The 24,324-nt window shown below is 28.0% G+C and carries 26 protein-coding genes; 22 read left to right on the forward strand and 4 right to left on the reverse strand.

What is annotated here, in order from left to right; translation table 11 throughout:
• The 9 genes from ACRC03_RS04885 to ACRC03_RS04925 form a co-directional block, all read left to right on the forward strand.
• The coding region (locus ACRC03_RS04885; protein WP_438651440.1) for a hypothetical protein at positions 1-308 on the forward strand (308 nt) is incomplete at its 5' end.
• A 1,039-nt stretch (positions 309-1,347) separates the two neighbouring features.
• Positions 1,348-1,893, forward strand: a complete 546-nt coding sequence (locus ACRC03_RS04890; protein WP_438651441.1) for a hypothetical protein — start codon at positions 1,348-1,350, stop codon at positions 1,891-1,893.
• Positions 1,894-1,941: 48 nt separating this feature from the next.
• Positions 1,942-2,775 carry a hypothetical protein gene (locus ACRC03_RS04895; RefSeq protein WP_438651442.1) on the forward strand — a complete coding sequence of 278 codons (834 nt, stop codon included), beginning with the start codon at positions 1,942-1,944 and terminating at the stop codon, positions 2,773-2,775.
• A 198-nt stretch (positions 2,776-2,973) separates the two neighbouring features.
• Entirely contained in the window at positions 2,974-4,995 is a 2,022-nt protein-coding gene (locus ACRC03_RS04900; protein WP_438651443.1) for a type I restriction-modification system subunit M, read from the forward strand.
• Between the two features lies 1 nt (position 4,996).
• Positions 4,997-6,310 carry a restriction endonuclease subunit S gene (locus tag ACRC03_RS04905; RefSeq protein ID WP_438651444.1) on the forward strand — a complete coding sequence of 438 codons (1,314 nt, stop codon included), beginning with the start codon at positions 4,997-4,999 and terminating at the stop codon, positions 6,308-6,310.
• A 447-nt stretch (positions 6,311-6,757) separates the two neighbouring features.
• The gene (locus ACRC03_RS04910; protein ID WP_438651445.1) at positions 6,758-7,876 is read left to right on the forward strand and encodes a replication initiation protein; all 1,119 of its coding nucleotides are present in this window, start codon (positions 6,758-6,760) and stop codon (positions 7,874-7,876) included.
• 35 nt (positions 7,877-7,911) lie between these two features.
• A complete protein-coding gene (locus tag ACRC03_RS04915) occupies positions 7,912-10,893 on the forward strand; it encodes a type I restriction endonuclease subunit R (protein WP_438651446.1) in 2,982 nt (993 codons plus the stop codon).
• A gap of 94 nt (positions 10,894-10,987) precedes the next feature.
• Positions 10,988-12,067 (forward strand): AAA family ATPase, encoded by a 1,080-nt coding sequence (locus ACRC03_RS04920; RefSeq protein WP_438651447.1) that lies wholly within the window; start codon positions 10,988-10,990, stop codon positions 12,065-12,067.
• The gene (locus ACRC03_RS04925) at positions 12,052-12,561 is read left to right on the forward strand and encodes a hypothetical protein (protein ID WP_438651448.1); all 510 of its coding nucleotides are present in this window, start codon (positions 12,052-12,054) and stop codon (positions 12,559-12,561) included. The genes ACRC03_RS04920 and ACRC03_RS04925 overlap by 16 nt, the downstream gene beginning before the upstream one ends.
• Before the next feature lie 153 nt (positions 12,562-12,714).
• On the opposite strand, the gene ACRC03_RS04930 is transcribed toward ACRC03_RS04925, so the two are convergent.
• Positions 12,715-12,894, reverse strand: coding sequence for a hypothetical protein (locus ACRC03_RS04930; protein ID WP_438651449.1), 180 nt, complete (start codon positions 12,892-12,894; stop codon positions 12,715-12,717).
• A 435-nt stretch (positions 12,895-13,329) separates the two neighbouring features.
• On the opposite strand from ACRC03_RS04930, the gene ACRC03_RS04935 reads away from it, so the two are divergent.
• Positions 13,330-14,469 (forward strand): replication initiation protein, encoded by a 1,140-nt coding sequence (locus ACRC03_RS04935; protein ID WP_438651450.1) that lies wholly within the window; start codon positions 13,330-13,332, stop codon positions 14,467-14,469.
• Positions 14,470-14,647: 178 nt separating this feature from the next.
• Positions 14,648-15,349 (forward strand): Fic family protein, encoded by a 702-nt coding sequence (locus ACRC03_RS04940; RefSeq protein WP_438651451.1) that lies wholly within the window; start codon positions 14,648-14,650, stop codon positions 15,347-15,349.
• Positions 15,350-15,622: 273 nt separating this feature from the next.
• Here ACRC03_RS04940 and ACRC03_RS04945 read toward each other — a convergent pair whose 3' ends face one another.
• Positions 15,623-15,775, reverse strand: coding sequence for a hypothetical protein (locus tag ACRC03_RS04945; RefSeq protein ID WP_438651452.1), 153 nt, complete (start codon positions 15,773-15,775; stop codon positions 15,623-15,625).
• 52 nt (positions 15,776-15,827) lie between these two features.
• Between ACRC03_RS04945 and ACRC03_RS04950 the strand changes: the two genes are divergently transcribed.
• The 7 genes from ACRC03_RS04950 (at position 15,828) to ACRC03_RS04980 (ending at position 19,783) form a co-directional block, all read left to right on the forward strand.
• Positions 15,828-15,989, forward strand: a complete 162-nt coding sequence (locus ACRC03_RS04950; RefSeq protein ID WP_438651453.1) for a hypothetical protein — start codon at positions 15,828-15,830, stop codon at positions 15,987-15,989.
• Positions 15,990-16,059: 70 nt separating this feature from the next.
• The gene (locus ACRC03_RS04955) at positions 16,060-16,377 is read left to right on the forward strand and encodes a hypothetical protein (protein ID WP_438651454.1); all 318 of its coding nucleotides are present in this window, start codon (positions 16,060-16,062) and stop codon (positions 16,375-16,377) included.
• 392 nt (positions 16,378-16,769) lie between these two features.
• Positions 16,770-17,450: a toxin regulator gene (locus tag ACRC03_RS04960; RefSeq protein WP_438651465.1), complete on the forward strand. Its 681-nt coding sequence runs from the start codon at positions 16,770-16,772 to the stop codon at positions 17,448-17,450.
• Between the two features lie 398 nt (positions 17,451-17,848).
• Positions 17,849-18,682: a hypothetical protein gene (locus ACRC03_RS04965; RefSeq protein WP_438651455.1), complete on the forward strand. Its 834-nt coding sequence runs from the start codon at positions 17,849-17,851 to the stop codon at positions 18,680-18,682.
• Between the two features lie 16 nt (positions 18,683-18,698).
• The gene (locus tag ACRC03_RS04970) at positions 18,699-19,133 is read left to right on the forward strand and encodes a hypothetical protein (protein ID WP_438651456.1); all 435 of its coding nucleotides are present in this window, start codon (positions 18,699-18,701) and stop codon (positions 19,131-19,133) included.
• Between the two features lie 33 nt (positions 19,134-19,166).
• On the forward strand, positions 19,167-19,412 hold the full coding sequence (locus tag ACRC03_RS04975; RefSeq protein WP_438651457.1) for a hypothetical protein: 246 nt from the start codon (positions 19,167-19,169) through the stop codon (positions 19,410-19,412).
• 212 nt (positions 19,413-19,624) lie between these two features.
• Positions 19,625-19,783, forward strand: a complete 159-nt coding sequence (locus tag ACRC03_RS04980) for a hypothetical protein (RefSeq protein WP_438651458.1) — start codon at positions 19,625-19,627, stop codon at positions 19,781-19,783.
• Between the two features lie 227 nt (positions 19,784-20,010).
• Here the strand turns inward: ACRC03_RS04980 and ACRC03_RS04985 are convergent, their stop codons facing one another.
• Together ACRC03_RS04985 and ACRC03_RS04990 are read right to left on the reverse strand one after the other, a co-directional pair.
• The gene (locus ACRC03_RS04985) at positions 20,011-20,343 is read right to left on the reverse strand and encodes a type II toxin-antitoxin system RelE family toxin (RefSeq protein ID WP_438651459.1); all 333 of its coding nucleotides are present in this window, start codon (positions 20,341-20,343) and stop codon (positions 20,011-20,013) included.
• On the reverse strand, positions 20,336-20,740 hold the full coding sequence (locus ACRC03_RS04990; protein ID WP_438651460.1) for a hypothetical protein: 405 nt from the start codon (positions 20,738-20,740) through the stop codon (positions 20,336-20,338). Before ACRC03_RS04990 ends, ACRC03_RS04985 begins: the two co-directional genes overlap by 8 nt.
• A gap of 365 nt (positions 20,741-21,105) precedes the next feature.
• Here ACRC03_RS04990 and ACRC03_RS04995 point away from each other — a divergent pair, with 365 nt between their 5' ends.
• The 4 genes from ACRC03_RS04995 (at position 21,106) to ACRC03_RS05010 (ending at position 23,940) form a co-directional block, all read left to right on the forward strand.
• A complete protein-coding gene (locus ACRC03_RS04995; protein ID WP_438651461.1) occupies positions 21,106-21,798 on the forward strand; it encodes a hypothetical protein in 693 nt (230 codons plus the stop codon).
• Positions 21,799-21,920: 122 nt separating this feature from the next.
• Positions 21,921-22,676, forward strand: coding sequence for a recombinase family protein (locus tag ACRC03_RS05000; RefSeq protein WP_438651462.1), 756 nt, complete (start codon positions 21,921-21,923; stop codon positions 22,674-22,676).
• 91 nt (positions 22,677-22,767) lie between these two features.
• Positions 22,768-23,574 carry a ParA family protein gene (locus ACRC03_RS05005; protein ID WP_438651463.1) on the forward strand — a complete coding sequence of 269 codons (807 nt, stop codon included), beginning with the start codon at positions 22,768-22,770 and terminating at the stop codon, positions 23,572-23,574.
• Positions 23,575-23,940 (forward strand): hypothetical protein, encoded by a 366-nt coding sequence (locus tag ACRC03_RS05010; RefSeq protein WP_438651464.1) that lies wholly within the window; start codon positions 23,575-23,577, stop codon positions 23,938-23,940.
• Positions 23,941-24,324 lie beyond the last annotated feature (384 nt).

Consider the following 24,324-nt stretch of genomic DNA (forward strand, 5'->3'; position numbering starts at 1 on the left):
TAGGAGGTAAGCCAATGATTAAAGCTAAGAATAAAATTTATATAGGAAGTAGCAAGATAGGATATTTAAACGAAGAAATGTTATCGGTAGTATATGATTTTTTAGCAAATCAAGAAACTTATGAATTTGCTAAAGTAAAGCCAAGAAAAATCGGAGAAAATTATTTGCTAGAAATTGAAGTAAATGATTATACAAAAGAGTTGTTACATAATTTGAAAAATGTGAAACATATTAAACTATATAAAAGAACCCATTCATGGGATGAAATTTATAAAATGATAGATTCAACTGCAAAAGCTCCTAATTAATTAGGAGCTTTTGGTGTTTTTGATGGAATGAGAGCTAACAAGTGCACCAAGGATAAATTCTGCTTTAAAAGCAATTAAGGCTAGCATTGGATAGCGGAGCAACGGTTTTATCCAATGCGGTATTCCAAACAATAATTTATAATACCGACACCAAGTAAGTACACTCTATTAGTTTATAGGAGCAATAAACTTCAATGGTCCTATGTAGTAGGTTATTGAAAATTTGGAGGTTTAAAAAAGTAAGTAAGGTTCATGTACCAATAAAAATAAACACACAGGGCATTGGGCGACGGGGCAGTGAAGTGCTTCGCCGACAGGTCGCTCAAATGGCTATCCTCAAAAGCTACGAACACAAGCGAGCGATAAGATACGGAGCAGGCATGATATGTAATATGATGTTTGCGGAGTATGTTATCGTGAGACGTGTTCGTGCGTTGAGGATTAGTCAGAGGGGCATGGCCGATAGGCCTTCCTATAGCCGATTAACCATCTATAGATTACTAACTTTGGATATAGTTTAGGACCTTTATTTAGAGATATCTTTTGAGTTAGCGATTGTAGTGGAAATCCTTAGTGAGCGTACTTTGCTCACTAAGATTGGAGCGGAAAGCGCGGTGGCGATAGCCAAACTCCATAAGTATAAAAGTTAGGTATAGTAATATAAGTAATGATATAGATAGTACTGTAGCAAGAAAAAAATAATTACTAAAATTATATAAAATAGGCATGGAAGAATATAACTAAATAGGTTGTAGTGGATATGTAATAAATTGTAGTGACAATAGTACAAGCAGTATATTTTTAAGTCTGGCATCACAGTTTGCAGCGCTCTTTGCTGCAATCTGTGAGGTCAGACTAGACCCCATAGTTTTGACCCAAGCATATTAATAAAGATAGTTGATGAAGGAGCGGTTTTTGCTCCTTCTTCAACTATCTACCTATTCTATTAATACCTTAAATAATCTTAAGTTTTATATAAATTCAATAAACCACTACAGCATAATACAATTGTAGTTTATAATAAACTAGAGGTGATAGTGTGAATAAGGATCAATTTAATAACCTAGACTTTATGGAAAAGATAGAGTATTTAAATAATAAATTAAAAGAAGGTCAAACCGTAATAAGAATAAGAGAAGATATAGGAATCGGAGAAAAATCACTACAAAGAGAAGTCAAAGCAAATGGATATAGATATAATAATAAAGAAAGACAATATATACCCACTACAGAAGCCACTACAAAGTCCACTACAGAGGTAATAAATACAATTGTAGAGGGCGAAAATACAATTGTAGTGCCAAAGCAGCAGCAACAAGTTTTAGGATATTTAGAAAATAATTTTGAAGTTTTACAAGAGTTTTTAGAGAAATATAAGTCCACTACAAGAACCACTACAGAAACCACTACAAATCATATAATAATCAATTTAGTAGATGATAAACACTTAAATCCCAAGCCAAAGAGTATAAGAATAAATGAATTTATATATCAAGATTGGCAAGAATTCTGTGATACAAAGCACTATAGTAAGCAAGATTTAATATCAATGGCTTTAAAAGAATATATGGAGAAATATAAATAAATAGATGTTATAACTTAATGATATAATTAACTTAGAGGCGGTGAACTAATGAAAAAGCCAAATTATGAAGATTTTATAATGAAAAGAGCAATGGATATTTTTGCAGAAGAAGGTCTTAAGTTCTTTGGAATACATAAAAAAGTAAAAGACAATGGTCCAACTGAATTGGTTGTTTTAGAAAGTAAGAATATGTATATGGACTATACATTCTTAATGGAAGATGACACCTATATACATTTTGAGTTCCAGACAACTGATAAAGGATTAGATGATCTAATGAGATTTAGAACTTATGAGGCACTACTTAATCATCAAACTAAAAAGGAAGTTACAACATATGTTGTTTACTCTGGTGATATCAAAAATCCAATTAGTGAATATAATTGTGGTATAAACACTTATAAAGTAAATGCTATATCTATGGTTAATGAAGATGGAGATAAAGTATTTGATGAAATAATAGAGAAGCTATCTAGTGGGAATGATATAGATATTAAAGATATAATTAAACTTACATTTACACCAGTTATGGGTGGTAAAATGGATAAGAGTGAAAAGATATTAAAGGCTATAAAGTTAAGTAAAGAAATAACAAGTCCATATAAAAGAGATATGGAATCTATTTTATATGCTTTTGCTAATAAATTTTTAAGTGGTAAAGATTTAGAAAAAGTAAAGGAGGAGTTAAGAGTGACTGAAATAGGAAAAAGCCTTATTGAAGAAGGAAAAGAGCAAGGTAAAAAAGAAGGAATCGTAGAAGGTGAAAGAAAAAAAACAATAGAAATAGCTAAAAGTTTATTAGATTTATTATCTACAAAAATGATAGCTGAAAAGACAGGTTTAACTGAAGAAGAAGTTGAAGCCTTAAGAAATAATAAATAAAGTAAATACAAATAAATTGATACTAAGTGAAATAAAATGAAAAGCACATGCTCTTCATTTTATTTTTGTGCATTTGAAATTAGATGTAGAAGTTCAAAAATAAAATGAAATAATATTATAGATAATATACAAAAAGTTGTACAATCTAAAAAAAGAGAGTGCTATCGAAATAATAAGTAGAAATAGGAGAAATAGATAATGAATGAATTTAGCACAAATGTAAATATAACTGAACAAGTTAACTTTATATGGAAAATAGCAAATAAATTAAGAGGACCATACAAACCTGAAAAATACAAAGATGTAATAATACCAATGTGTGTAATAAGAAGATTTGAATGTGTTCTAGAAGATACAAAAGAAGTTGTACTAGAACAAGCAAAAAGGATTGATATAGAAGCAGTACTAAACTCAAAATCAGGATACAAATTCCACAACAAAAGTGAATTCAATCTAAATAAATTACTAGATGATCCAGACTCGATAAAACTAAACTTTAAATCATACTTACAAGGATTCTCATCAGAAGTAAGAGATATAATAGAAAAACTACACTTTGATAAAGAAATAGACTACATGGATGAAAAAGACCGTTTATACAATGTAATAAAAGAATTTTCACAAATAGACTTACATCCACAAACAGTATCAAACTCAGAAATGGGATATATATTCGAAGAACTTATAAGAAAGTTCTCAGAAAATGCAGAGGCTGGGGACCACTATACACCAAGAGAAGTTATAAAACTTATGGTAAACATACTTCTTAATGAAGATAGCCAAGACTTATCACAAGATGGAAAAATAGTAACTGTATATGATGGAACAACTGGAACAGGTGGTATGCTCGCAGTTGCAAGTGAATACATAAAATCTCTAAATAGTGATACAAAAATTGAAGTATTTGGACAAGAAATAAATGATGAATCTTATGCAATATGTAAAGCAGATATGCTTATAAAAGGACAAGACTCTAAAAATATAGTACTTGGAAATACACTTACAGATGATGGACTAAAAGGAATAAAAGTAAAATATGCCCTTATGAATCCTCCATTTGGAGTTACTTGGAATGATGACTTTACTAAAATAAATGAAGAACACACAACACTAGGATTTAACGGAAGATTTGGAGCAGGACTTCCAGGTAAAAGTGATGGAGCATTACTATTTACACAACATATGATATCAAAGCTAGAAGATGATGGTAGAGGAGCTATAATACACAACGGTTCACCTCTATTCAGTGGAAAAGCAGAAAGTGGAGAAAGTAACATACGTAAATGGTTACTTGAAGAAGACTTACTAGAAGCAATAGTAGCATTACCTACTCAAATGTTTTATAACACAGGTATCGCAACATATATATTTATAATTGCTAAAGAAAAAGAGCAAAAAAGAAAAGGTAAGGTTCAGTTAATAGATGCAACAAACTTTGGAAAAAGGCTGAGAAAAGGTCTAGGGGATAAGAGAAATGAAATAACTTCTGAAGACATAGTAACATTAACAGAAATTTATGATGAGTTTAAAGATAGCGATGTATGTAAGATATTAGACAATGAGGACTTCTTATACAGACAAATAACTATAGATAGACCATTTAGTCGTAACTTTGCTATCAATAAGCTTAGAATCGAAAATATGACTTCTCAGAGTGCTTTTAGTAAGCTTCATGATAAAGATACGTATAGTGAATTAGTAGAAAAGATAAAAAAGACTGCAAAAGATAAAAAAGCTATAGAAGAATTTGAAAAAGGAAAAGTTCTTCAAGATACAATTTTAAATATATTAAATGAAAATATATCAGATACAGTTTATAAAAATAGAGATGAATTTATAAAAGTGATAAAAGATATGTTCAAAGATGTAGCAGAGGTTAAAGCAGGGTTATTAAAAGCTATATGGATGGGACTGTCTGAAAAAGATGAAACTGCACATAAATATTACGATAAAAAAGGTGAAGTAGAAGTAGATTCAGAGCTTAGAGATACGGAGATAGTACCTTTTAAAGAAGATATTTACGAGTACTTTGAAAGAGAAGTAAAGCCACATGTAGCTGATGCAATAATTGATGAGAGTAAGACAAAGATTGGAGCAGAGATTCCTTTTACTAGATTATTTTATAAGTATGAAGATGAAGGAAGTTATGAAGAGTATATAACAAAGGCTAAAGAGCTAGAGGCTGAGATAGCTAAAATGCTTGAGGAGGTCTTTGAGTAGGATGGATAGATATAGCGAGTATAAGGATAGTGGTGTTGAATGGATTGGTGAGATACCAAGTCAATGGGATGTATTGCCTATGAGACATATTTTAAGATTAATTCAAACAGGTTCTACACCATCAACTTCAATAGATGAATTTTTTGATGGTGATATAAAATGGTTTGCACCAGGAGATTTTAGTGATGAGAAATATCTAATCAATTGTAATAGACACATAACTAAATTAGCTATTGATAAAAATGAATCTAAGTTATTACCTAAAGATACAGTATTGCTTGTTGGAATAGGTGCAACATTAGGAAAAGTAGCTATGATAAAAGAAGAGTCTGCATTTAATCAACAAATTACAGGGTTAGTAACAAATAAAAAAATAGTGCCTCAATTTCTTTACTATTGGTTAAAAATGAATACTAATACATTATTAAAAACATCAAATTTTACAACATTACCGATAGTAAATAATGAATTTATAAAAAGTTTTCCGACTATATGCCCTAGTGTTAATGAGCAAAAAATAATAGTACATTACTTAGACAAAAAAACTTCACAAATAGAAACTCTTATAAGTAAAAAAGAAGAGCTTATAGAAACTCTTAAAGCTTCTAGGACTAAGCTTATATCAGAAACTGTTACTAAAGGTCTTGATAAAGATGTTCCTATGAAAGATAGTGGAGTTGAGTGGATTGGTGAGATACCAAGTCATTGGGACATTAATAGACTTAAATACATTTGTAATATAAATCCACAAAAATCAGAAGTTAAATTATCTAAGTCTAGCCAAGTATCTTTTGTACCTATGGAAAATGTAAGCTTAAATACATTAATTCTAGATACAGATAAAGAACTAGCTGAGGTATATGGAGGGTACACGTATTTTAAAGAGGGAGATATAGTTTTTGCAAAAGTAACTCCATGTTTTGAAAATGGAAATATGGCAATAGCTAAAAATCTTACTAATGGAGTTGGATTTGGTTCAACTGAATTGAATGTATTAAGAGTTGATGAAAATATTATAGACAGAAAATTTTTATATTATGTAATTCAAAGTGATAAATTTAAGAATGAAGCTATAGCGAATATGTATGGAGTTGCAGGATTAAAAAGAATATCAACAAAGTTTATAGAGGACTATAATATTTTACTACCTTCAATAGATGAGCAAAGGAAAATAATAGAGTTTCTAAATTTAAAAACTAATTATATAGATATGATAATAACTAAAACAGAAGAACAAATAGAACTACTTAAAAAAGCTAAACAAAAGCTAATAACAGAAGTAGTAACAGGAAAAATAGATGTAACAAACTTATAATAAAATAAATTTCATAGAAAGAGGGAAACTTTGTTTCCCTCAAAAACCCCCGAGGGTGCAAAATTTGACGAATCAATTTTTTATTAAGGCAGAGTCATCTGTCTTTTTTTAATGCTATAAAAATAGAGCAGAAAAGAACAGAAAAATGACCTTTACTAGTCTTTACTAGTATTTAAAAAAAGTATTTATAGTATTTAATAGTATTTAGGCATATCCCAACCCCTTGGAATAACTTATGTTGAAAAGCTTAAATGGGACAGATTAATACCGAAATAGGACAGATTAATACGTTATTGGGACGGATTAATACGCTAACTAGGACAAATTAATATTTAACTAGGACAAATTAATACTGAATTGGGACAGATTAATACGTTATTGTTAGGACTAATTAAAATAGTTGTCCCAATAATTCAAGTATGTTAATCTTTAATAAGAGGTGAGTTTATGGACAATAAAATGCTAGTTAAAAACAATGCTTTTATAACTGCTAAATACAACTTAACACTTGATGAGAATAGGTTATTTGTTTATATATTATATAATATTCAAAAAAATAAGAACGGATTATCTTGCACTATAAATAGGGATGATTTTTCTAATATATTTAAAAATAGGACAAATTCAACTGTAAATGGAGTTACAAAAGTATTAGATGATATAAAGAAAAAATCTATATATTTCAAAGAAAACTTAGAAGATGGCTCTACAAATTGGGGTTCTTATGTGTTTTTAATGGGATATGTATATAATAATAAATCAGATTCTTTTAAAATTGAAGTTCCAGAGAGAGTATATAATCTTTTAATGCAATATATAGATGGATATACTCCGATTACATTACAGACTTGGTTAGGGTTAAAAAATACATATGCTCAAAGATTCTATGATTTACTTAGAATGTGGAGTGGAACGAAGAATATTATTAATTACAAAGTAGAAGATTTAAAAATGTATTTTCAGATAGATGACAAGTATCCGAACTTTAAGGACTTTAAAAGAAGGGTTATACTTCCAGCTATAAAAGAGCTTAATGAAACCGGATATTTTGAGATAGATATAAAAGAAAATAAAGTGGGTAGAAAGGTTGATTCTATAGACTTTATCGTAAAAGACTTAGATAAAAGAAAGTATTTTACTAAAGATGATACTACAAAAGAAATACCAAGTGAAGTGATTGAAGAAGTTGCAGTGATGCTAGATAATACTATTATAGATGGTGAAGAAAAAACTGTTTTTAAACCGAACTTTAATACTTTAAACGATAATATAAATGAGTCAAAAGAATGTGATTTTGAGCCTTTTGTTCCTGATGAAACATTATTTACAAAAGGGACTTTGAGAAGTTTTAAAAGGGACTTTAATACTATTGATTTTAAAAATAAATACATGCTAAATGCTTTTGATGATGCTGTTATGATAGTTCTTGACAGAGATGATGTAGAAACTATTAAAGCTACATCATACAAGTTCTTCAAAGGAACTTTAGATAATAAAATTATTGAATATCAAAAAGAAGAAATTGAGGATATTGCTCATAAAAAAGAGCTTGATATGTATTGGTAAAATTCACGACAATGTGAATGATTAGGGGGAACATTATGATAAGACTAAATGATTTAAAAGAGAGAAATTACCAAGATATAATCAAATCATATTTAATAAATGAAAATGGATATATCGAAGGTTTTAACAAGAACTACAACAAAACTCATGCACTTGATACAAAGATGCTATTTGAGTTTTTATACGATACTCAAAGTGTTCAAATGAGCAAACTAAAAGAAACATACAAAGAGAAACTTGAAGAAAAAATAATTGAAAGATTAAACAAAGAAATCAGCGATTATGGAATACTTGAAGTATTAAAAAAAGGATTTAAGGATAGAGGACAGACTATATATTTAATGTATAGAAAGCCTGCTACAACTTACAACAAAGAGGCATTAGAGCTATACAACAAAAATAGATTCTCAGTAACAGAAGAACTTGTATATAACGAAAATGACTATGAATCAGATGTAAAAAAGAAAAAGGGGAGAGTTGATTTAGTTCTATTCTTAAATGGGATTCCAATAATAACTTTTGAACTTAAAAATAATTTATCAGGACAAAGTGTAAAAAATGCTAAGACTCAATACATGAACGATAGAAATCCAAAGGAAAAGTTATTTACATTTAATGAAAGATGTATAGTACATTTTGCAATGGATACGGAAGAAATATATATGACTACAAAGTTAAACAAGCAAAGTACTTTCTTCCTACCATTTAACAAAGGAAACAATGGTGGAAAAGGAAATCCAGATGCAGGTGATAAGATAAGAGTACACTACATTTGGGAAGATATTTTATCTAAGGATACTTTACTTTATTTAATAGATAAGTTTGTATATCTTCAAATTAAAGAAGAAAAAGATGAAAAGGGTAAAAGAAAAAAGCCAAAGAAAAATATAATTTTCCCTAGATACCATCAAATAGATGTTGTTAGAAACTTACTACAAGATGTATATGTAAATAAGACAAGCTCTAATTATCTTATACAGCACAGTGCAGGTAGTGGTAAGACTAACAGTATAGCTTGGCTTAGTCATAGGCTTATGAGTATCCATGATGATTGTAATAATAATATATTTGATGTTGTTATAGTTATGACTGATAGAAAAGTAGTTGATAAACAGTTAAGAGATGCAGTACTTGGACTTGATCATAAAGATGGTACTATAAGTATTATGGATAGAGACAGTGACCAGCTAGCAGATGCCCTAACTGACGGTACTAAAATTCTTGTAACTACTATTCAAAAATTTAGATATATACTAGATAAGATAGAAGCAATAAAGAATAAGAACTTTGCGATTATAATAGATGAGGCACATTCTTCAACTTCTGGTAAAAATATGGAAGCAGTAACAAAAGCACTTACAAGTGACGAAATAATAGAAGCAGAAAATGAAGATAAATTAGATGATCTTATAGTAGATGAAATTAAAAGAAATGGTAAACAAGCTAATATATCAATGTTTGCATTTACTGCTACACCAAAGCCATCAACATTAGATATGTTTGGACACCCTGTACCTGGTACAGATAGGAAAGAGGCATTCCATTTATATTCTATGAAACAAGCTATTGAAGAAGGTTTTATATTAGATGTTTTAAGAAACTATGTTACTTACAAAACTTACTTTGAAGTTAGGCAATTAGTTGAGAAGGATGTAAATGTTCCAAAATCTAAGACTAAAAGGAAAATAGCGAAAAGTAGAGATATTCATCCAACTAATATATCTCAGAAGGTAGCGATTATTATAGAGCATTTCAAAGATAATGTAATGCATAAGATTGGTGGTCGTGCCAAGGCTATGGTTGTTACATCATCAAGAGAAAGTGCTGTTAAATATAAATTAGCATTTGAGAAATATGTAAAAGAAAATGGATATGAAAATATCAATGCACTTGTGGCATTTTCAGGGAAAGTTACTGTAGATGAATTTGATGAAGATATTACAGAAGAAAAGATGAATGGATTTAAGGAAGAAGAGGTACCAGATAGATTTGCAGGAGAGGATTACCAGGTTTTATTAGTTGCTGATAAGTATCAAACTGGATTTGACCAGCCTCTACTTCATACGATGTATATAGATAAGAAGTTAAGAGGGGTTAAGGCTGTTCAGACTTTAAGTAGATTAAATAGAACTTGTGCAGGTAAGGATGATACCTTTATATTAGATTTTAAGAATGATTTAGAGGATATTAAAAAGTCATTCTCAACGTTTTATGAGTGTACTGAGTTAGTTGAAACACTAGATCCTAACCTAGTGTATGACTTAGAAAGAAAGATAGAAAATTTCAATATTATAAATAAAGATGAAGTTGATAAATTTATTACAAAGGCTTACAAAGAAAAGAAAACAAGTAAGGATAGACAGCAGCAGATAAGTTATGTTTCTAAGGCTCTTGAGAGAGTTAATCGATATAATAATGAGGATGTACTTGAGATAAGAGCTGTGTTAAGAAAGTTTACTAATTTCTATTCTCTTATGATACAAATTTCAGATTTTGAAGATGTAGAGCTTCATAAGTTATATATATTCTCTAAGTTTTTAGTTAAGGCTATAGAGGTTGAGAGTGAAGATGAAATAGATATAAGTGATAAGGTTAGCTTGGAAAACTTCCATCAAGTTAAGGTAGGAGAGGTAAGAGAAACAGAAATAGAATATGGTGGAGAAGTTAAGCATAATTCAAGTATTACAGTAGGTGGAGTTCAAGAGGAATTTGATGCATTGTCTCATATTATAAAAGAGATAAATGAGCTGTTTAATGTTGAATTTGGAGAGACTGAAGTACTTGCAGCAATGCAGGTGGAGGAGATTTTAAAGACATCAGAGGATTTACAAAGAAGAGCTGAGAATAATACTATAGACAACTTTAAGTATTCGTTTAATGAGGAGTACCAAAAATCTGTTATAGAGGGGCTTGATAGGAATCAGGAATTCTTTGAGACTTTATTAACTAATGAGAAGTTAAGTGGTGTGTTGATGGAGTTTATGGCTGATAGGGTTTATTCCGCTTTAAGGAAGTAACTTATCTTAGATGTTTTGATTTACTCAAATGTGATATATAATATTAATATAATATCGGTACAAAACTAGATATAATTTTAGAAGGAGGATTACTTTGATAATTGATAAAATACATATACAGAATTTTACTGTATTTAAAGATATAAAAATTCAATTAAATGAAGGTATAAATGTATTTATTGGACAAAATGGAACGGGAAAAACACATTTATTAAAATTAATTTATGGAATTAGACCTGTTACAAAGACAAAGTTTTTCAATGAGGAAATAAGCATGCCTTTATTTAGATCTAATGTAAATAGATTGATAAATAATGAAAATCATCATGTTGGAACAGTGTGGAGTGAAGATATTGATGCTGAGATTGTTTCTTGTGTTGAGATTGAGTTTAAAAATTCATCATTAGAGAGCATAGAATATAGTATCAATATAGCTAAGGATGATGATGATTTAGATGATGCTATGGTTGATTATTATGAATCATTTGGTTATATCGGAGATTTACTAAATGATTCGCCAGACTACACATTTATACCTGCTAAGGAGATATTGTCACACTCAAAAGGATTATTAGCGCTAAATAATAGATTTGATATACCATTTGACAAAACATACATTGATATAATAACAAGTGCAGAGCTTCCAGAAGCTAAAAAATTATCTCAATCATCACTTAAGATACTGGATGTTATATCCGGAATTATAGGTGGAGATGTAGTCAATGAAGATGGTAATTTTTATATAAATAAGAAATTTAAAAAAATAGAATTTTCTCTTGAAGCAGAAGGGTTAAGAAAGTTTGGATTACTTTGGAAACTTATAAAGAATGGACTTATAGAAAAAGGTAGTGTATTTATTTGGGATGAACCAGATGCAAATATAAATCCAGAACTATTACCAACACTTGCAAAAATATTATTAGCAATGGAAAAAGAGGGAGTTCAAATATTTATAGCTACACATAGTTATAATTTGGCTAAGTACTTAGAGTTATTTAGAGAAGATAAGAATTCAGTAGGTTTTTATAATTTATATAAGGAAGATGATAAGATAGATGTAGATTATAAGGAGTATTTTGGAAAGTTAAAGAATAATTCTATTATTGATTCTGACTTCGATTTATATGAAGAGGTTATAGAAAGTATTGAGGATGATTCATGGAAAAACTTATAAGGGATGAAAATGGGCATTTTACATTTGATTTTACAAAGTCTATTGATGTATATCAATACCATAACATAGCAAATAAATCTAATCTGAATGACGTGGATTTTGTAGCTGAAATGCAAACAATGATCTTATTTATTGAGTATAAAAACTCAGATGTTCCTGGAACGAGTAACCCTAATGGATTATATGAAAAAAGGAGAAATAACCCTATTGAGTTTAATACAAACTTAATAAATAAGTTCTTACACACACTGCTTATACTCTTGGTTGAGGGTAAAAATCCAGATAATAAACCTATTCATTATATTCTTATAATAAACGAGCCTTTAATAGATAGAAAAATAAGACGTAAAATAAAAAAAATGTTAGATAATAATTTACCATTTAATCTTAGAGGTGATACTATAACAAAGGAAGTAATTACAGCTGTGGATGTAGTAGATTTAGAGGAGTTTATAAGTAAATATCCGGAGATACCTGTAATTGCAAATTTTTAAAAGCTCTTTAGGATTAACTTGAAAAGATAAAATTAAAATATTAGATATATTCACGAGATTATAAGCATTAAAGGCAGAGAAATCTGCCTTTTTTTAGTAACTTTGCTTCCCTCAAAAACCCCTGGGGGTGCAGAACTTGATTAAATTGTATATTTACAGGATTTTCTTAATTCCATTCTTAGAAGGTACATGATATCCATTTTTAACCTGTATCATTGAATCAGCTCCACAGTTACAACGTATCATTACCATCATCATATCAGATGTTTTCATTTTTTTTAGGTTATGTTTTACATTACATAATGGGCATATAAAGTATTTTTTCTTTTCCATAATTATTTTAAAATGACTCCTTTTAGTTTTCTAGTAGCGTATAAATATATTTTATCATGCTATTAAATGATAGTATTAATTTTTTTATATCTAAAAATAGGACAGAAAAGAGCAGAAAAAAGACCTTTACTAGTCTTTACTAGTATTTAAAAAAGTATTTAATAGTATTTAATAGTATTTAGACATGCCCTAACCCCTTGGAAATACTATTGTTAAGAGCTTTAAAAGCGACATATTAGGGATTTATTACGACGTATTAGGGATTAAAGACGACAAATCAGGGATTTAACTACGACGTATTAGGGAATAAAAGCGACAAATCAGGGAGTAACTACGACATATTAGGGGTATAAAAAGCGACAACAATAAAAAAGTTGACGCAATTGATGCTATTTGATAATCTATAAATATAATTAAGTAAGGGGGAAAATAAATATGAACCTTATAGAAGAACTAGAGAATAATCGTGTATTAATGAAAAATAATATGCTAGTAAAAGCTAGATATAGCCTAAGTCTGGTCGAAAATAGAATATTTTTATCTATGCTATATAAACTTCAAAAAAAATCAGATGGAATACTGACTTGTTCAATTAGCCACTTGGAGTTTAAAGATATAGTTAAATTTAAGGAAAAAAATACAATCAAAGGTATATTAGATATTTTAGAAGAACTAAGAAAAAAGCCTATATACTTCAGAGAAGAAAAGAAAAATAAAAAAGGTAGCTTGTGGGGAGCATATGGATTTATAAATGGATATGAGTACGACGACGAATTAGGGATATTTAATATTGAAGCGTCTGAAAAGATACATAATTTATTAAAAGAGTATTTAAAGATGGGATATACTCCTATTAATGTTCAAATTTGGTTATCTCTTAATAATTCATATGCACAGCGTTTTTATGATTTATTAAGGCTTTGGAGTGGAACTAAAGATACTATAAGTTATAAAATAGATGATATAAAGGAATTATTGATGTTAGATGATAAATATGGAAAATACAATGATTTCAAAAGGCGTGTTATACTTCCAGCTATAAAAGAGCTTAATGAAACAGGATATTTTGAAATAGATATAAAAGAAAATAAAGTAGGTAGAAAAGTTGATTCGATTGACTTTATTGTAAAAGATTTGGACAAGCGAAAATATTTTACTAAGGAAGATAGTCTAATACAGATATCAAGTGAAGAAGTTGCAGTAACGCTGGAGAATGTTATTAGTACTGATAAAGAAGAGGCTATTTTAAAGCCTAAGTTTAGTACTCAAGGAGAAGATATAAATGAGTCAAAAGAAAGTACTTTTGAGCCTTTTGTTCCTGATGAAAGCCTGTTTACCAAAGGTACTTTAAGAAGTTTTAAATTGGACTTTAAAGGAATTGATTTTAAGAATGAATACATGGAGAAAGCTTTTAATGATACTGTAATGGTAACTCTTGATAGAGATGATGTAGAGACTATTAAAGCGACTTCATACAAGTTCTTCAAGGGTACTTTGGATAATAAGATTGTTGAGTACAAAATTGAGGAAAAAGAGGATATCGAGCATAAAAAAAATATTGAAATGTTTTGGTAGAAGTCACGATAAAGTGAATTTTAAATTAGTTTTTATATATCAATATCACAACCTACAAGTGGAATTGATATTTGAATGAAAGGGGCACAATAATACAATTAGAACTAGGAGATGAGAAATACCTTTTCACTCTAAAGTGCTATAATAAAATTAATATGTGATAAAAGGAGCTTATAAAATGGATAATAAATTTTTACATACATTGCTAGAAACAAAGTGTTTAAAAAACTCACTATATGCAATATTAAAGCATAGTTTTTTATATCATTCTAATAGAATAGAAGGGAGTACATTTACCACTGAGGCACTGGCTTTATTATTAGATAAAAATGTTGTAACAGGTAAGCATACATTAGATGATGTTCAAGAAACAGTTAATTCTAGCTATGTATTTGACACAATAGTAGAAACATTAGGAACAAAGATAAGTCATAGTTTTTTAAAGAATTTACATTCAAGTTTAATGTTCAATACTACATTACATGCAAAAGGATTTTCAGGAATATATAAAACAATACCTAATATGATCATAGGAACCAATGCAAAGATAGCTCAGCCTTTTGAAGTAGAGCCTAAGCTTGATGAACTACTAGAGTGGTATTATAACCTTGAAAATGTTACATTGGATGATATCGCAGAGTTTCACTATAGATTTGAATTAATACATCCATTTCAAGATGGTAATGGGCGAATAGGTAGATTTTTAATGTTAAAACAAATGCTAGAAAATAATTTACCTATAGTAATAGTATCTTGGGATACGGAAGATTTATATAGAAATTCTCTAAATCTATGTTCTATTGGTGATTACAGCTCACTAAGTAGATATTTAAAAACATTGACTGACTTTAGAGAAGACTATAAGGAGTTTTGGAATTAAGAGAGATTAATTAAATAGAATAGATTTTATACAAATTGTACGTAAAACACGTTTTATACACAAAAAGTGTGAAAAAAATGTGTATACAAACACATTGTGTTTGTATATAATATGTTGCACTCTATGCAACATATTATATTAATCTATGATGTGCTTGCTTTGTCAGAGAAGTGAAGTGCGGAGATTTTATCAACGGTTTTTTGTATTTAGCCGTTTCTGACTAGAAGTTTTAACTTCGAACAAAAAATACATTCCAATGAAATGTGAAAGCATCTAACTTTTGTTAGATGCTTTTTTTGGTTTCTTAGCTTTATTTTTTTCCATTTCTTCAATTGAAACTATATTAAAAACATCTTGATCCTTGATATATATATTATCATCTCTTACAAAAAAGCTTTCTGGATAGTGGGTTTTATCTTGCGCCAAGCTTAGAAGCATAAAACTTTGTTTCCCTCAAAAACCCCTGGGGGTGCAGAACTTGACTGATTTTGTCAAGTTCTTGCTAAGAGGTAAATTTATAAGAGCAGGATATGTTGAAGAGCAATTAAAAATAGAAATAGAAAAAACCTTAGAAACTTTAATAAAATATCAAATAATAGATAAAAACTACATTATAAATGAAAATTTAAACTCCAAGTAACTAACTTTGTTTCCCTCAAAACCTATGGGGGTGCAGAATTTGTAAGTCTCAATTTAAAGAGGAGGATTAAATGATAGTTAAAAATATAAGGCATGATTTAGCCTATAAAAATAGTAACCATATTGTTATGATGCATAATAGTTTAAATATTACATTAGAATTTGATCATAGAATTATATACTCTTTTATCTCTAATTTTGAAGATGGATTAGATGTTAAGTATATATATGAACTAATGGAGCCTAAAGGGTGGACTAAGGATTATTTAGATGAGTGTATAGATTTTCTTTTAGTTTTACATTTTATAGAAGATATATCGGGTAATACAAATTTAGATAAAATGAAAAGAGAGTTTGAAGAATTTAAAAGGCATATATTTGGAAGTTAGATTAGGCACATATTTTATATGTGTCTTTTAATTTTTATGTTTGTGTTAAAATAGGGAAGAAAAGAATCTCTTTTAAATAAAGTTAGTGCATTTAAAAATGCTGAGGAAAAAGGTGATATATCCTTACAATATTTTAAATAAATTAAATATATTTTTAAAAGTTATTTAATGTTTATTTTATTATAGATTTAATTAAGATTAAATCTATTTAAACAAAACAATTACGAATATTTGCAAATGTATTAAAAGAGGGTATAGATATTCTTAATCGAGTATCTATGCCCTATTTTTAAACTAAATACTAAGATTCTACAGTATTTTTATTTTTTAACAAATATAATTAGATTGAGGGATAAAATTTATTTTATATTGGAGGGTGTATTGTGAGTTTTATGGATAAAATTAAAAATTTGAACAAAAAAACAGTATTTGCAATTTTAGGAGGTATAGTAGTAGGTATATTTATGGGGGTGGTAATATCTCCAGCTTGCTCTGATTCTAGTCATAATGGAATTAAAGCAGAAAATAAAGAACTTAGTGCTAGTGTCACAAGTTTAAACCAAGATATTTCAAGTAAAGATGATGAAATTGAAACATTAAATGCTAAGATTGATCAAGCTAAACCTTGGTTTGATATGAAGGAAGAAGAACAAAAAAAGATAGCTGACGAAAATACTAGAATTGAAGCAGAGAAGAAAGCTCAGGAAGAGAAAGCACGCCAGGAGCAAGAAAGATTAGCACAAGAGAAAGAGAAACAAGGTTATGATACTGGTATAAGCTATGATAGTTTAGCTAGAAATCCTAAAGATAATTTAGGTAAAAAAATTAAGTTCAATGGTGAAGTAGTTCAAGTTATGGAAGGTGACTCAGAAGTACAGGTTAGATTAGCCGTTGGTGGAAATTATGATAAAATAATATATTGTGTATACGATAAAAGTTTAGTATCAAGTAGGATTTTAGAAAATGACAATATAACTGTTTATGGTATAAGTGCAGATGTAATTACATACCAATCAACTATGGGAGGAGATATTACGATTCCTTCAATGTTAGTTGAAAAAATTGATCAATAGAATATTCATACACTATAGGTAATATTTAAATTAATAAAATAAGGCACTTAAGATTGAACATAGACGAGAAAAGAGAAGATATAGAGCATCAAAAAGTGTGTATACAAACACATCTAATTTGTATATAATAAAACTATAATATATTGCAATGCGATATGTTATAGTAATCTATGACGTACTTGCTTTGTAAGATAAGTAAAGTGCAGAGATTTTACCAACGGTTTTGTATTCAGCCGTTTCTGACTAGAAGATTTTTTACTTTGAACAAAAATACATTTAAACGAATTATAAAAGTATCTAATCTAATGTTAGGTACTTTTTTTAATTTTTAGAGTTATGAGGAGAATTTGTACAATGTTATCATATTAATATAAAGTTAAACTAAAGGTGGTGAGCTAATGAAAAAGCCCAATTATGAAGATTTTATAATGAAAAGAGCAATGGATATTTTTGCAGAAGAAGGTCTTAAGTTCTTTGGAATAGATAAAAAAGTAAAAGACAATGGTCCAACGGAATTGGTTGTTTTAGAAAGCAAGAATATGTATATGGATTATACATTTTTAATGGAAGATGATAGCTACATACATTTTGAGTTCCAGACAACGAATAAAGGTGTCGAGGATTTAATGAGATTCAGAACTTATGAATCATTACTAAATCATCAAACTAAAAAAGAAGTTATTACATATGTTGTTTACTCAGGTGATATCCAAAATCCAGTTAGTGAATATAAATGTGGTATGAATATTTATAAAGTAGAAGCTATATCTATGGTAAATGAAGATGGAGACAAAGTATTTGATGATATAATAGAGAAATTATCTTGTGGGAAAGATATAGATAAGCAAGATATAATAAAGCTTACATTTACACCAGTTATGGGTGGTAAAATGGATAAGAGTGAAAAGATATTAAAGGCAATAAAGTTAAGTAAAGAAATAACAAGTCCATATAAAAGAGATATGGAATCTATTTTATATGCTTTTGCTAATAAATTTTTAAGTGGTAAAGATTTAGAAAAGGTAAAGGAGGAGTTAAGAGTGACTGAAATAGGGAAGAGTCTTATTGAAGAAGGAAAAGAGCAAGGTAAAAAAGAAGGAATCGTAGAAGGCGAAAGAAAAAAAACAATAGAAATAGCTAAAAGTTTATTAGATCTATTATCTACAAAAATGATAGCTGAAAAGACAGGTTTAACTGAAGAAGAAGTTGAAGCTTTAAGAAATAATAAATAAAGTAAATGAGGGACTTATGGTGACTGAAATGGGCAAGAGTCTTATCGAAGAAGGAATAGAACGAGGTAAGAGAGAAAATGCTATAGAGGTAAATATGAATATATATAAAGAAATGATAGAGAGTATGGATCGTATAACATACGCACAGCTGAAACAAAAAGATGGTAATTTATCCTATCTATCGGTAGAAATGGGAAATAGAGACTTTGTAAGTAGTATTTGGAATGCTATAGAAAAAGGAATAAGAGAAGAACATATTAGAATTAGTGAAAGATGCAAAGAAATAGATATTGAATTTCCAAACTGTACTGATGAAGAAGTGAAAAATATGGCTAGAGAAACTATAGTTCAAGGATGCTATAAAGAAGGTTGTAGTAAAGATTATTTAAAAAGAGCTTTTAGATTAAGTGATGATATACTAGAACAGATATTAAATAGTAAGTATATATAAAATAGAAATATAAGTGTAAAGCAAGGAGAATGTATGACAATGATATTAATAGAAGTTGAAGAATTTGCTAAAAAGTATGTAGAAAGTAACAAGAGTGAAAAAATAGAAGATGTAATAAGTAGATTAAATGAATCCTTAGAAAATAAAAAGTCAGGATCTAAATGTTGTCAGTGTGGTGAAACTATTTGGGCACTAGGTAGTGCTGTCAGTGGTTTTGAAGGATGCTTTACATGTATAACAGGTGAGGCAGATGACTCTAGTGATTATGAAGTTTTTTAGTGAAAAATCCTGAAAGTAAAGTAATTGAGAAATTAGAATTATCTAAAAAAAGATTGAGCTAGAGAGAAGGCAATTGAAATAGCTAGTTTATTATATTTATATAAGTTAAATTATTATAAAGGATGTGATCACTATGGATAACAATGAAAACTATAGGAAATCATCTGATTTTATTATAGATAGATATAAAGATACAGATGGAGGAGTTAAGAGTGACTGAAATAGGAAAGAGCCTTATTGAAGAAGCGAAAAGAGAAAAAACAATAGAGATAGCTAGGAATTTATTAGAGGTCTTAACAATAGAGATGATAGCTAATAAGACTGGTCTGACTGTAGAAGAAGTAAAATCATTAAAAGATGAATCTAAATAAATTATAGATGGAGGGCATTGCCCTCTATTTTTATGTATTTTTATATATTCGACAAACTTTGATAAATAAATTAAAATAAATTATATGAGAATTAAAAAATAGCAAGAGGAAAACTTTGTTTCCCTCAAAAACCCCTGGGGGTGCAGAACTTGACTGCTTTTGTAAAGTTCTTGCTAATAAATAAATAGAAGAGAACACCTACAATTGCAGATATTCTCTTCTATATTTTATAAGTCATATTCTAAATCAAGAGCTAAACGTCTTTCTGTTTCATCATAGGCTTCATTATCATTTCTTGAGCCTATAACAATAATATGTATTTCTTTATGTTCTCTATCAATTTTATATGTAACCCTTATAGCATCAGCTTTTAACTTTATTTTAAAGCAATTCTGTAAGGGCTTATGAAGTGGATTACCGTATCCACCTTCACTTTTTGGTAAAGGGTTTAAAATGACTCTATCCAAAACGTTATATACTCTTAACTCTATTTGCCTATCAATTTTTTGCATATCTTTTTGACTAAGTTTTGAAAATTTATATATCCATTGATTACTCAAAATCAACCTCACCACAAGCATCTATTTCAGCTTGAGTAATACCACTTATTTGCATCATAGATTCTTTAGAGATACTTTCATTAGGATTAAAATCATTCAATCGTTTCTTAGTCAGTAAATATATTCTTTCATCTTCATATTTTTCTATTTTAGCTTGTAATTCTTTTATTAATTTTTCTGATTCAAATTGTTGTTTATTTATAGAATCAAAATATTCACAGCTCATTATAATACCTTCAACATTATTATTTTTAGATATAAATTTAATACCATTATCTTTTAGACTTTTTAAGTCATCAAGTATTTTTGAACAACCACCTCTATTTAAAGTAGTTAAAGATACAAGTACATCTTTTATTGAAGTTAAGTTACTATAATCTAATTTAATAGCATTCATAAAATCACTCCTTATTTAATTTATTATATTATAAGTATAACAAATTAACATCAAAAAATACATACTTTTAAACGTTAAATTTAACTATATTGTAATTAATCTAAAATAACATAGATGTAATAGAAATAAATATGATTTTTTTACAATTCGACAAACTTTTATAAATAAATTAAAATAGATTATATAAAAATAAAAAAATAACTAATGATATTTATGATTAATACATTGTAAATGCTTAAGTTAATAGAATTTATTGAATTTTAAAAGTCAAGTTTGAGCCGATAAACTTGACTTTTTAAGCTTAAAATAGCACACTTAGAGGATTAATATCTACATAAAAAATAATAATGGGAGGGGGAGTAAATATGAGTAATCTTATATATCTTTTATCAGATGCATATAAAAATATGGATCACAATATAAAACAAGGAGATATAAAAATATATCCTAAAAGAAAATTAGCTGTATTTGTTTTAATACTTATAATAATTATGGCTATAACTATATATTACATTATGAATTATAAAAATATTAATAGTAATTTTATTACATTACTTTTACTACTAATGTATAGCTTTATGATTGCTTGCATTTGGTCATTAGAGAAAATAAATACAAGAAAATATGGAGATAACAAAAATAACTACTATAAAAGAATTAATATATTTAGAAATATATTAAAAAATGAATTTAAAGTTTACTCTAGAAAAAAGGTAAAGAATTTAATATTCCAATGTGAAGAAGAGATAAGAAGTCTAGAAAAACCAACAGAGTATACAGAGAAGTTCATATCGATTGCAAGTAAAATTATATATCCTGTATTTGCAGTTATTGTTAGTATATTTATAACTACTGATAAACCAAATATGAATTTATCTCAAGAAAGCATAATAACTACAATTGTTATTATAGCTATATCATTTGTATTTATAAGTACCTTATTATATCTTCTTTTATACATTTCTGCGATTGCCAACAGAAAGATAATAAAAGATTTAAAAATACTAAATAACGTACTAAATGATATATATACATTGAACTTTAGTGATTTTGAATAATTAAAAATCAAAAACATAAAAAAATAGGGGTATAAATATATTCCTATTTTTATTAATAAATAGATATTTAAGTAATAAAAATTATTCAATGACATTATAGTAACAGACATTTGGAGGAAAAGATGAAGAAAAGAGCAGTAGGTTATTGTAGGATATCTACATTAATGCAAGTAGATAATACTTCGCTTAAGGACCAGGAAGATAAAATTAAAATGTATGCTAAGCTTCACGATATCGTGATAGATAAAGTTTTTATAGATAAAGCTGTATCAGGTAAATCTACAGATAGACCAGAGTATGATAAAATGATGGACTATATAAAGACAAATGATATAGATATGATTATAGTTTATAAAAATGACCGAATTCACAGGAGTTTATATAATCTATTGGCGATGATCTATGAGCTGCAGGAATATGAAGTAGCCTTAGTAAGTGTTACAGAAATGTTTGATACCTCAACTCCTCAAGGGATGTTGTTCCTACAAATGCTAGGAAGCTTTGCAGAGTTTGAAAGAGCAATAATTAATGAAAGAACTCATAACGGAAGAATAGCAAGATTAAATGAAAATAAATGGGTTGGAGGTAAGCCTTCCCTTGGATATAAAGTAAACAAACAGGGTCAATTTGAAATAAATGAAGAAGAAGCTAAAATAGTTAAAGATATATTTAAACTAAGGTCCAAGGGTATTTCATTAGCTAAAATAGGAGCCAAGTATGGATTTTCAAAACAAAAGGTAGATTATATTTTAAAAAATAAAAACTATATTGGTATATTTAATTACCAAGGAAAGAAAGAAAAGAATGATATAATCATTGAAATAGAGGCAATAGTATCAAAGTATATGTGGAATAAAGTTAATAAAAACCAAAAATAATTTGAAAAAAAATCTAAAAAGATGTTAAAATAAAGTTAATATGAATTAAATATAAATTATTTACAAATTAAATACAAATGAGGTATAAATTATGAAAATATGTTCATTTTTCAACGTAAAAGGTGGAGTAGGAAAAACAACACTAACTATACTTACAGCGATGAAATTAAGTAAAGAAGGCAAAAAAATATTACTAATCGACGCAGATACACAGGCTAATCTAACACAGTTTTTGTATAAAGTTGTTCACGAAGACAAGACATTATTTCAAATGCTAACAGAAAATATAACTGCCAATGAAGTAATACTAAAATCACCAGTAGAAGAATTTGAAAACATAGACCTAATCCCAAGTGATATTAGTTTAAGTGTTTTATCTGAATATTTATCTACTCAAATGGGAAGAGAAAAGGCAGTATGGAGATGGTTTAAAAATAACATAGATACTATAGAAAAATATGATTATATATTTATAGACTTATCACCATCATATGATCTTATAGCTAGAAATTTTATGCTAATATCAGATTCAATAATTACTCCTATAGAGTATCAGGATATAGCATCAATAAGAGGGTGTGAGTTATTCTTCCAAAAGTTTAAACAAGACTTAGAATTTTTAGATGTAGAACTAAAAACGAAAAGAGCTGTAGTGATAAACTCATATACATCTAGAAAATTAAGTACAGGTGATTTATTTAATACTTATTTAGATAAATTTGAAAATATAAAACAAGATTTATTACAAGCTAAGATAAGTGAAACAACAGTAGTTAGAAATTCTATTTTAAATAAAATGGACTTAGAGGACTATTGTAGAAAAACAAAAAAAGCGCATAAGGTTAGAAGTGACTTTAATGAGTTTATACAAGAATTAAAGGATAAGGAGATTTTATAGATGGCTTTAGATATATTTAAAGAAGATGTAAAAGATATAAAAATAAGAAAAAATGATTATCAAAACAAAGTTGATTCAGTTATAGAAAATAATTTAGATATAGATCTTGATGGTGTAAACTTACTTGCTATGAAAGAAGAAAAAAAAGTAAAAAAAGTTGCACTTACTATATATTTAGAAGAAGATGAATTAGATATATTAAAGTCGGTATCAGTATTAAAAAATACGACAGTTCAAAAGACAATAGGTAACTTAGTTAAAAGCACAGTAAGTACCACAAAGGCTAATCTGCCAAGTGATTTTAATACTTATGATATGGTAAAGAAATATGATAAAGAAAATAAAGTAAAAAAAAATAAAAAATAATTTAACTTAAAATTGTTTAAAAAATATAATTCTTTTTTAGATAACTAGAATACAAGTTGATTATAAAGTATAATATGTAACATTTAAGGCTCAAATTGTAAAAAAGTATTATTTTAATAAGCACAATTACAGGAAGTAGTAGCTATTGTAATGATAGATCATATTTAATGTAGACTAAGATTAAAATATATACTAAAACATAAAAATATGCTAAAATTTAAATAAAGAAATCGAAAATAAAATGAAAAAAAGCCAGGAGTTCATAAGTTTGGCGACTTACTCCTAGCTTTCCTATAAGACACTCTTGATAAGAGTGGACTCTCATCAGAGATTTTTTATATTGTTATTATGTATTAATATTAACATAATAATTCTAAGATATCA

This window comes from Romboutsia sp., assembly GCF_051659545.1.
Lineage (GTDB): Bacteria > Bacillota > Clostridia > Peptostreptococcales > Peptostreptococcaceae > JBOFOR01.

Bases quoted from the DNA above. Each gene is read 5' to 3' on its own strand.
- ACRC03_RS04895 (WP_438651442.1), top strand. From the start codon at position 1,942: ATGAAAAAGCCAAATTATGAAGATTTTATAATGAAAAGAGCAATGGAT.
- ACRC03_RS04900 (WP_438651443.1), top strand. From the start codon at position 2,974: ATGAATGAATTTAGCACAAATGTAAATATAACTGAACAAGTTAACTTT.
- ACRC03_RS04905 (WP_438651444.1), top strand. From the start codon at position 4,997: ATGGATAGATATAGCGAGTATAAGGATAGTGGTGTTGAATGGATTGGT.
- ACRC03_RS04910 (WP_438651445.1), top strand. From the start codon at position 6,758: ATGGACAATAAAATGCTAGTTAAAAACAATGCTTTTATAACTGCTAAA.
- ACRC03_RS04915 (WP_438651446.1), top strand. From the start codon at position 7,912: ATGATAAGACTAAATGATTTAAAAGAGAGAAATTACCAAGATATAATC.
- ACRC03_RS04925 (WP_438651448.1), top strand. From the start codon at position 12,052: ATGGAAAAACTTATAAGGGATGAAAATGGGCATTTTACATTTGATTTT.
- ACRC03_RS04930 (WP_438651449.1), bottom strand. From the start codon at position 12,894: ATGGAAAAGAAAAAATACTTTATATGCCCATTATGTAATGTAAAACAT.
- ACRC03_RS04935 (WP_438651450.1), top strand. From the start codon at position 13,330: ATGAACCTTATAGAAGAACTAGAGAATAATCGTGTATTAATGAAAAAT.
- ACRC03_RS04940 (WP_438651451.1), top strand. From the start codon at position 14,648: ATGGATAATAAATTTTTACATACATTGCTAGAAACAAAGTGTTTAAAA.
- ACRC03_RS04955 (WP_438651454.1), top strand. From the start codon at position 16,060: ATGATAGTTAAAAATATAAGGCATGATTTAGCCTATAAAAATAGTAAC.
- ACRC03_RS04960 (WP_438651465.1), top strand. From the start codon at position 16,770: ATGGATAAAATTAAAAATTTGAACAAAAAAACAGTATTTGCAATTTTA.
- ACRC03_RS04965 (WP_438651455.1), top strand. From the start codon at position 17,849: ATGAAAAAGCCCAATTATGAAGATTTTATAATGAAAAGAGCAATGGAT.
- ACRC03_RS04970 (WP_438651456.1), top strand. From the start codon at position 18,699: ATGGTGACTGAAATGGGCAAGAGTCTTATCGAAGAAGGAATAGAACGA.
- ACRC03_RS04975 (WP_438651457.1), top strand. From the start codon at position 19,167: ATGACAATGATATTAATAGAAGTTGAAGAATTTGCTAAAAAGTATGTA.
- ACRC03_RS04990 (WP_438651460.1), bottom strand. From the start codon at position 20,740: ATGAATGCTATTAAATTAGATTATAGTAACTTAACTTCAATAAAAGAT.
- ACRC03_RS04995 (WP_438651461.1), top strand. From the start codon at position 21,106: ATGAGTAATCTTATATATCTTTTATCAGATGCATATAAAAATATGGAT.
- ACRC03_RS05000 (WP_438651462.1), top strand. From the start codon at position 21,921: ATGAAGAAAAGAGCAGTAGGTTATTGTAGGATATCTACATTAATGCAA.
- ACRC03_RS05005 (WP_438651463.1), top strand. From the start codon at position 22,768: ATGAAAATATGTTCATTTTTCAACGTAAAAGGTGGAGTAGGAAAAACA.
- ACRC03_RS05010 (WP_438651464.1), top strand. From the start codon at position 23,575: ATGGCTTTAGATATATTTAAAGAAGATGTAAAAGATATAAAAATAAGA.